At 68.7% G+C, this 7,525-nt stretch carries 10 protein-coding genes and 1 pseudogene; 5 read left to right on the top strand and 6 right to left on the bottom strand.

The window, feature by feature from the left end; all coding sequences use genetic code 11:
• A pseudogene (locus tag C5E10_RS06360) lies at positions 1-476 on the bottom strand (hypothetical protein); the annotation flags it as partial.
• 75 nt (positions 477-551) lie between these two features.
• On the opposite strand from C5E10_RS06360, the gene map reads away from it, so the two are divergent.
• Positions 552-1,319, top strand: coding sequence for a type I methionyl aminopeptidase (map, locus tag C5E10_RS06355; RefSeq protein ID WP_104330925.1), 768 nt, complete (start codon positions 552-554; stop codon positions 1,317-1,319).
• A 12-nt stretch (positions 1,320-1,331) separates the two neighbouring features.
• Here map and trmD read toward each other — a convergent pair whose 3' ends face one another.
• The 5 genes from trmD to C5E10_RS06330 form a co-directional block, all read right to left on the bottom strand.
• Positions 1,332-2,105 (bottom strand): tRNA (guanosine(37)-N1)-methyltransferase TrmD, encoded by a 774-nt coding sequence (trmD, locus tag C5E10_RS06350; protein WP_104330924.1) that lies wholly within the window; start codon positions 2,103-2,105, stop codon positions 1,332-1,334.
• A 73-nt stretch (positions 2,106-2,178) separates the two neighbouring features.
• On the bottom strand, positions 2,179-2,811 hold the full coding sequence (rimM, locus tag C5E10_RS06345; protein ID WP_258071017.1) for a ribosome maturation factor RimM: 633 nt from the start codon (positions 2,809-2,811) through the stop codon (positions 2,179-2,181).
• A gap of 1 nt (position 2,812) precedes the next feature.
• A complete protein-coding gene (locus C5E10_RS06340) occupies positions 2,813-3,043 on the bottom strand; it encodes an RNA-binding protein (protein ID WP_068484100.1) in 231 nt (76 codons plus the stop codon).
• Positions 3,044-3,045: 2 nt separating this feature from the next.
• Positions 3,046-3,459: a 30S ribosomal protein S16 gene (gene rpsP, locus C5E10_RS06335; protein ID WP_104240673.1), complete on the bottom strand. Its 414-nt coding sequence runs from the start codon at positions 3,457-3,459 to the stop codon at positions 3,046-3,048.
• Positions 3,460-3,603: 144 nt separating this feature from the next.
• Positions 3,604-3,813, bottom strand: a complete 210-nt coding sequence (locus C5E10_RS06330) for an LPXTG cell wall anchor domain-containing protein (protein WP_104330923.1) — start codon at positions 3,811-3,813, stop codon at positions 3,604-3,606.
• Between the two features lie 120 nt (positions 3,814-3,933).
• Here C5E10_RS06330 and C5E10_RS06325 point away from each other — a divergent pair, with 120 nt between their 5' ends.
• From C5E10_RS06325 to C5E10_RS06310, 4 genes are all read left to right on the top strand, one after another.
• Positions 3,934-5,037 (top strand): glutamate--cysteine ligase, encoded by a 1,104-nt coding sequence (locus tag C5E10_RS06325; RefSeq protein WP_219820330.1) that lies wholly within the window; start codon positions 3,934-3,936, stop codon positions 5,035-5,037.
• 119 nt (positions 5,038-5,156) lie between these two features.
• Complete coding sequence (gene iolC / locus C5E10_RS06320; RefSeq protein ID WP_104330922.1) at positions 5,157-6,125, top strand: 5-dehydro-2-deoxygluconokinase; 969 nt, start codon at positions 5,157-5,159, stop codon at positions 6,123-6,125.
• Positions 6,118-7,026: a deoxyribose-phosphate aldolase gene (locus C5E10_RS06315; protein WP_104240669.1), complete on the top strand. Its 909-nt coding sequence runs from the start codon at positions 6,118-6,120 to the stop codon at positions 7,024-7,026. The genes iolC and C5E10_RS06315 overlap by 8 nt, the downstream gene beginning before the upstream one ends.
• An 88-nt stretch (positions 7,027-7,114) precedes the next feature.
• Positions 7,115-7,525, top strand: a 411-nt coding sequence (locus C5E10_RS06310; protein ID WP_146080177.1) for an aldehyde dehydrogenase family protein, incomplete at its 3' end; no start/stop codon positions are given.

The raw sequence follows: 7,525 nt of genomic DNA, 5'->3' as shown, positions 1-7,525 counted from the left end.
CCCCGCCCCGGCGCCCCGGGCATCCCAGGGGTCGGCATGCCAGGCATGCCGCCGAACAGGCCAAACGGATTCGCCTGCGGACCCGCGGTCTGCGCGGCCGCCAGCCGCTCCTGGACGACAGCCGTCAGCCGTCTGCGCGCTATTGAGCCCGCGACGACCATGGACAGGAACGCGGCGGCGAGCACCCACAGCCCAGGAGCGTCGGGAACCACGGCTCCGACCGCCCAGAGCAGCCAGGGCACGACGATGAGGGGGACATCGCGCAGCTGCAGCGCCTTGGACTCGCGGACATCCGGCCTGAGCCAGAAGTTCGCGGAGAGGATGAGGAGCCCGGCGACGGCGGCGAGACCCGCGAATCCGAAGACGAACAATCGCCCGACCGGGGCGCCGAGGATGAGCCACCCCACGAACTGCCAGGCGGCGAGGAAGAGCGCCGCGGGGAGGAGTGCGCGGTAGACGAGTCGGCCGATGCCCATGTGCCAACGCTACGGGAGGTTCCCGAGCGGAGGCAGATCGTTCGCTCACGGCACGAGCGCCGGTACGATTGTCGGATGATCGAGCTGCGCACCCAGAAGGAAATCGAAGAGATGCGACCCGCGGGGCGCTTCGTCGCCGAGGTGCTCAGCGAGCTCTCGCAGAGCGCTGCAGTCGGCACGAACCTCCTCGAGCTCGATGCTCGAGCGCACGAGCTGATCACCAAGCGCGGCGCGAAGAGCTGCTACATCGACTACCACCCCTCCTTCGGCAACTCGCCCTTCGGCAAGGTCATCTGCACGTCGGTCAACGATGCCGTCCTGCACGGCCTTCCCCACGACTACTCCCTCAAGGACGGCGACCTGCTGACGCTCGACTTCGCGGTCGCCGTCGACGGCTGGGTCAGCGACTCGGCCATCACCGTCGCGGTCGGCACGCCCCGCGAGGCGGACCTGCGCCTCGTGGCGACGACGGAAGTGGCACTGGATGCGGCCATCGAGGCCGCGCGCCCCGGCAACAAGCTCGGCGACATCTCCCACGCCATCGGCCAGGTCGCGAAGAATGCCGGCTACCCCGTCAACGTCGAGTTCGGCGGCCACGGAGTCGGCCGCACCATGCACCAGGAGCCGAGCGTCCCGAACCGCGGGCGCGCCAACCGGGGCATGCCGCTCAAGCCGGGCCTCGTGCTGGCCATCGAGCCGTGGTTCCTCGAGACGACAGACAAGCTGGTCCAGGACGCGGACGGCTGGACGCTGCGCAGTGCAGACGGCTCGCGAGGCGCGCACAGCGAGCACACCGTCGTGATCACCGACGGCGATCCGATCATCCTGACGGCGCGCAGCTAGCGCGCCGAGCGGCTAGCGGGCCTCCGGCGGCAGCAGCTCGGGGCGGACGCGTCGCGTGCGTTCGATCTGCTGCTCGTGGCGCCAGTTGGCGATCTTCGCGTGGTGCCCGCTCAGGAGCACGTCTGGTACCTCGCGGCCACGCCACACGGCGGGCTTCGTGTAGCTCGGGTACTCGAGCAGGCCGTCCTCGTGCGACTCCTCGACGAGCGACTCCGGGTTGCCGACGACGCCGGGAACCAGGCGACCGAAGGCTTCGATCATTGCCGTGACAGCCACCTCTCCCCCGTTGAGCACGTAGTCGCCGAGGCTCACGAGCTCGACCCTGGCGCGCTGCGCGGTGTCGTCGAAGACGCGCTGGTCGATGCCCTCGTACCGGCCGCAGCCGAACACGATGTGCTTCTCGAGCGCGTAGCGCCGAGCGGTTGCCTGCGTGAAGACCGTTCCGGCGGGTGATGGGAAGACGACGAGGGGTCTGGTGTCGCCATCGCCGGCCTCCTGGGCTGCCGCGTCGGCATTTGCTGCCGCGTCGGCGTCAGGAGCCGTCTCGGCGTCGGCGGCCTCGTCGAGGATCCTGTCGATCGTCTGCCCCCACGGCTCTGGCTTCATGACCATGCCGGCGCCGCCGCCGTAGGGAGTGTCGTCGACCGTGCGGTGCCGGTCGGTCGTCGCGTCGCGCAGGTCGTGCACCCGAACGTCGATGATGCCGTCCTGCCTGGCCCTGCCGAGCAGGGAGACATCGAGCACCTGGAAGAACTCGGGAAAGATGGTGACGATGTCGACGCGCATGGGCTCCAGCTTAAGCGGATGCGCGCCCGCGGTTGATCGCGGGCGCGCAGACGTGAGGATGGTGGAGGCTCGGTTACTCGGCCTCGGTCTTGGTCTTGTTCTCGGCAGCGATGGGCTCGACCTTGGCGGCGGCAGGCTCGGCCGGTGCCTCGGCGGGCGACTCCTCGATCTCCTCGAAGAGGCCACCTGGGGGCGTGACGCTGACGATGCCGGCCTCGAGGTCGACCTCGGCGACGATGGCCTTGACGAGCGGGACGAGCACTTCCGCGTCTGCGGTCTTCACGACGAGCAGGTCCTGTGCAGGGAAGTGCTCGACGCGGACGACCTGGCCGACGGAGACGCCCTCGCGCTGGACGTCGAGTCCGACGAGCTGGTGGTCGTACCAGGCGTCGTCTTCGAGCTCTTCAGCGTCGTTGGAGTCGACCCAGAGGATCGCCTTGGCGAGGCTCTCGGCCGCTGTGCGGTCGGAGACCCCGACGAAGAAGCCGACCGGGTGGCCGTTGTACCAGCGGAGCTCCTGGAGCTCCAGGCTCTTGCCGTGCCACTCGCTCTCGGCGGGCACCTGCAGGCTGAAGCTGGCGCCTGGCACGAAGCGCCGGGCTGGCTCGTCGGTGAAGAGCTCGAGCTTGACGGCACCCTTGAGGCCGTGGGCCTTGGTGAGCCGACCCACTCGGAGCTCGGTGATGCCCTTCTTCTTGCCTGCCACCTCAGTCGTCAACTACGTCGACGCGGACTCGGCGGCCATCGGCAAGGGCGGTCACGACGGTGCGCAGCGCCTTGGCGGTGCGGCCGGAGCGACCGATGACGCGGCCGAGGTCCTCGGAGTGCACACGCACTTCGAGGACCTCGCCGCGTGCAGCCGTGCTGCGGTCCACGCGGACATCGTCGGGGTGATCGACGATTCCCTTGACGAGATGTTCCAGCGCGGAAGCGAGCATGACTAGGCCTCGACCTCTTCGGTCGCTGCTTCTTCGGTGACCTCGGCGGCCGGAGCTGCCTTGGGCTCAGCCTTCGGGCGGAGGACCGGCTTCTTGCCGGCGTCTGCCACGAACGGGGCCTTGGCCTCGGGTGCCTTGACCTGGTTCTCGGTCGAGCCCTCGCCCGTGAACTTGCCCCAGTCGCCCGTGAGCTTGAGCAGGACGACGACGGCCTCGGAGGCCTGTGCGCCGACGCTCAGCCAGTACTGTGCACGCTCCGAGTCGACCTCGATGAACGAGGGGTTCTCGGTGGGGTGGTACTTGCCGATCTCCTCGATGACGCGACCGTCGCGCTTGGTGCGCGAGTCGGCGACGACGATGCGGTAGTAGGGTGCCCGGATCTTTCCAAGGCGCTTCAGACGAATTTTGACAGCCACGTGTCTCCTGATGGTGTGTGTATCGGCGAACGACAGCCGGAGGGCGTGGGGCACACTCGGCAGAGCTCAATGGTGAACCGTGGGCCGGATTAGAGGGTCGAGCCCACGAGGCTCAACTGCCTAGTTTGGCAGATTCTCGGCCAGTTAGCCAACCGCAGAATCGTCGCCGGACCCCGAACGACCCTGCGGGTCGATCGAAGCCTCATTCGCGCGCTCCGCTCGGCGCTGTCTGCGCTGCACGAAGAAGAGGATGATCCCACCCACGAGGACGAGGAGAACGGCGCCGATGACGTAGGGCACGAAGTCCTGGGCCCCGGTCGTGGCGAGCTCTGCGAGGGCATCCGAGTAGCGCATGGGGCCTCCGATCTCGGGCGGCGCGTGCCGTCGCCCGACTCCTCCCCCTATCTTGCGGCGGATGCGGATCGGGCCGCAATGCAGACACGCCGCATGCCCTCGTGCGTCTACGCTTCAACCATGCGTTTCGCCTCATCAGAGCGTTCGACACTCGGTGTCGAATGGGAGCTCGGTATCGTCGACGCTGAGTCGCGCGAGCTGACCGGCATCGGCCATGAACTGATCTCTCGTCTCGACGATGAGCGGTTCACGAAGGAGTTCCTCACGAACACCGTCGAACTCGTGACGGGCGTGCACCGCTCGGCGGGGTCGGCGGTTGGCGAGCTCCGGGGACTCAGGGACGAGCTGCTGGCCGCCGCGGATGCCGCGGGTGCCGGCGTGATCGGCTCTGGCACGCATCCGTTCTCCAAGTGGCGCGAGCAGCAGCGCTCGCCCGGCGAGCGCTACCGCATGGTCGCGGAGCGATCCGGCCGCTGGGGAGGCCAGCTGGCGATCTGGGGCGTGCACACGCACGTCGGGGTCGAGGACTGCCGGAAGGTCCCGGCGATCATGCGGGCCGCATTGGCGAACTACCCGCTCATGCTCGCGCTCTCGGCGTCGAGCCCGTACTGGCAGGGCGAGGACACGACGTTCAGCTCCCACCGCACGATGATCTTCCAGCAGCTCCCGACCGGCGGCCTCCCGCCGGAGATGGAGACGTGGGAGGACTACGAGCGCGTCGCGCACGACGTGCTGCACACGGGCATCGTCGACGAGGTGCAGGAGCTGCGCTGGGACGTGCGACCGTCAGCACAGTGGGGCACGGTGGAGATCCGCATCTCGGATGGGGCGACCAACCTCCGCGAGCTCGGGGCCATGGTCGCGCTCAACCACGTGATCGTGGAGCACGCCTCTCGCCAGCTCGACGCGGGGCGCGACACGGATCGGCTTCCCTCGTGGTTCGTCCGCGAGAACAAGTGGCGTGCCGCGCGCTACGGGCTCGACGCCATCATCATCGAGGATGCGGAGGGCAACGAGCGTCCCGTGACCGAGGTGCTGACCGAGCGCATCCAGGGCGACTACCTGCGAGTCGCCGAGGATCTGGGCTGCGCGGAGGAGCTCGCAGCGATCGCGGACATCATCGAGAGCGGGTCGTCGAGCGACCGCCAGCGCCGCGTCACCGAGGAGCACGACGGCGCGCTCGTGCCCGTCGTCGACTCCCTCATCGCCGAGCTCAAGGCCTGACGCGGCACCTCGGACGGTCTCGAAGTCTCTCCGTCAGACTTTGTTACTTTGTCAGGACATTAGGTGTATGCTGACTCTCGTCCTCGTTCACCATCGGACTGAAAGTTGTACAGAGCCGTATGACCACTACAACAGCTACGTCGCCCCTCGACCTCATCACGCTCGGTCGTGTCGGCGTCGACATCTACCCCCTCCAGACCGGAGTCGGGCTCGAGGACGTCTCGACCTTCGGGAAGTTCCTCGGCGGCAGCGCGACCAACGTCGCCGTCGCCGGAGCCAAGCACGGCCTGAGCTCGGCGGTCATCACCCGCACGGGAGACGACCCCTTCGGTCGGTACATCGTCCGCGAGCTCGAGCGCCTCGGCGTCAAGAGCGACTTCGTCACCCGCGACGACTCGCTTGCGACCCCGGTCACGTTCTGCGAGATCTTCCCCCCGGACGACTTCCCCCTCTACTTCTACCGCCAGCCGAAGGCTCCGGACCTCAACATCGAGACCGAGACGCTCGACCTGGACGCGATCCGTGACGCCAAGATCTTCTGGGCGACCGTGACCGGCCTCTCCGAGGAGCCGAGCCGCGCGGCCCACCACGCGGCGTTCGCAGCTCGCGCCCGCCGCGACCACACCATCCTCGACCTCGACTACCGCGCCATGTTCTGGCCGGACGCGGCGACCGCGACGGCCGCCATCGAGCCCATCCTCGCGCAGTCGACCATCGCCATCGGCAACAAGGAGGAGTGCGAGGTCGCGGTCGGCGAGACCGAGCCGCAGCGCGCAGCTGACGCGCTCCTCGAGCGAGGCGTCGACATCGCGGTCGTCAAGCAGGGCCCCCGCGGCGTGCTGGCGAAGACCCGAGAGGGTTCCATCGAGGTGCCGACGCACTTCGTCGACGTCGTCAACGGCCTCGGAGCCGGCGACAGCTTCGGCGGGGCCTTCTGCAAGGGACTCATCGCCGGGTGGGACCTCGAGCACATCCTGCGCTTCGCGAACGTCGCGGGAGCCATCGTGGCGTCGCGACTCGAATGCTCGACCGCGATGCCCTCGACGGCGGAGGTCGACGAGATCCTGAAGGAGAACTCCCTTGCCTGAGCACTACCGGATCCTCGACGACGCGGCCTTCGAGCGGCTCCGTGACGCTCGAGCCGACGGCCCCTCCGCGCTGCGGGCGGCCCTCGCCAACCGCGTCCGGCGCTCGTCGCTGCTCCCCGAGGATCGCCGGCTGTTCTTCGTCGCCGCCGACCACCCGGCACGTGGCGCCCTCGGCGTCCGCGACGACGCCATGGCGATGGCCGACCGCTACGACCTGCTCGACCGGCTCGCGCTCGCCCTGTCCCGCCCCGGCGTGGACGGCGTGCTCGGCACACCCGACATCATCGACGACCTCGCCCTGCTCGGCGTGCTCGACGACAAGCTCATCGTCGGCTCCATGAACCGTGGCGGGCTCCGCGGCGCGAGCTTCGAGATGGACGACCGATTCACGGGCTACGACGTCGACTCGATGGTTCGCGACGGCATCGACTTCGCGAAGACGCTCGTCCGCGTGAATCTCGCGGATGCGGGCACCGTCTCGACGCTCGAGGCCAACGCCCGCGCCGTCGACGATGCAGCGGCGGCATCCCTCCCGATCATGCTCGAGCCGTTCATGAGCGAGTGGAAGGACGGCCGGATCGTCAACGACCTCTCCCCCGACGCCGTCATCAACTCGATCGCCATCACCTCCGGCCTCGGCAACAGCTCGGGCTCGACCTGGATGAAGCTGCCCGTCGTCCCCGAGATGGAACGCGTCATGGCGGCGACGACACTCCCGACCCTGCTGCTCGGCGGAGAGCCGAACGGCGACCAGGAGGCGGTGTACGCCAAGTGGGCCGACGCCCTCGCCCTCCCCGGTGTTCGCGGGCTCGTCGTCGGCCGCACGCTCCTCTACCCCGCCGATGGCGACGTCGCTGCCGCCGTCGACACGGCCGCGAGCCTCGTGCACACCCCGAGCTGAGCTCGGACCCCCAACACCCTCTCGTCGCGGCAGCTGCCGCATCCACAAGCGCCGCTCCCGGCCGGCGCACCACAGCGAAGGAAGATCAATGACTGACACTGCTCTGCCCACGATCCAGCACTGGATCAACGGCGCCCCCTCGACCTCGACGCCCACGCGCACCTCGCCGGTCTTCAACCCCGCCCTCGGCACCGCGACGAGCAACGTCGCTCTCGCCGACGACGCGGAGATCAACGCCGCGATCGCCGCCGCGAAGGCCGCGTTCCCCGGCTGGTCGAACACCTCGATCGCGAAGCGCCAGAACATCATCTTCAAGTTCCGTGAGCTGTTGAACGAGCGGAAGCTGGAGCTCGCGCGCATCATCACCTCCGAGCACGGGAAGGTCGTCTCCGACGCCGCTGGCGAGATCCAGCGGGGCCTCGAGGTCGTGGAGCTCGCGACCGGGTTCCCCCACATCATGAAGGGCGACTTCACCGAGAACGCCTCCACCGGCGTCGAC

The sequence above is a fragment of the Pseudoclavibacter sp. RFBG4 genome (assembly GCF_002931515.1).
Lineage (GTDB): Bacteria > Actinomycetota > Actinomycetes > Actinomycetales > Microbacteriaceae > Pseudoclavibacter.
Note: the sequence above shows the minus strand (reverse complement) of the source record. Positions and strands in the feature narration are given on the sequence as shown.

Bases quoted from the DNA above. Each gene is read 5' to 3' on its own strand.
- trmD (WP_104330924.1), bottom strand. From the start codon at position 2,105: ATGCGCGTCGACATCGTCACCATCTTTCCCGAGTTCTTCCAGGTGCTC.
- C5E10_RS06330 (WP_104330923.1), bottom strand. From the start codon at position 3,813: ATGCGCTACTCGGATGCCCTCGCAGAGCTCGCCACGACCGGGGCCCAG.
- C5E10_RS06340 (WP_068484100.1), bottom strand. From the start codon at position 3,043: ATGCTCGCTTCCGCGCTGGAACATCTCGTCAAGGGAATCGTCGATCAC.
- iolC (WP_104330922.1), top strand. From the start codon at position 5,157: ATGACCACTACAACAGCTACGTCGCCCCTCGACCTCATCACGCTCGGT.
- map (WP_104330925.1), top strand. From the start codon at position 552: ATGATCGAGCTGCGCACCCAGAAGGAAATCGAAGAGATGCGACCCGCG.
- C5E10_RS06325 (WP_219820330.1), top strand. From the start codon at position 3,934: ATGCGTTTCGCCTCATCAGAGCGTTCGACACTCGGTGTCGAATGGGAG.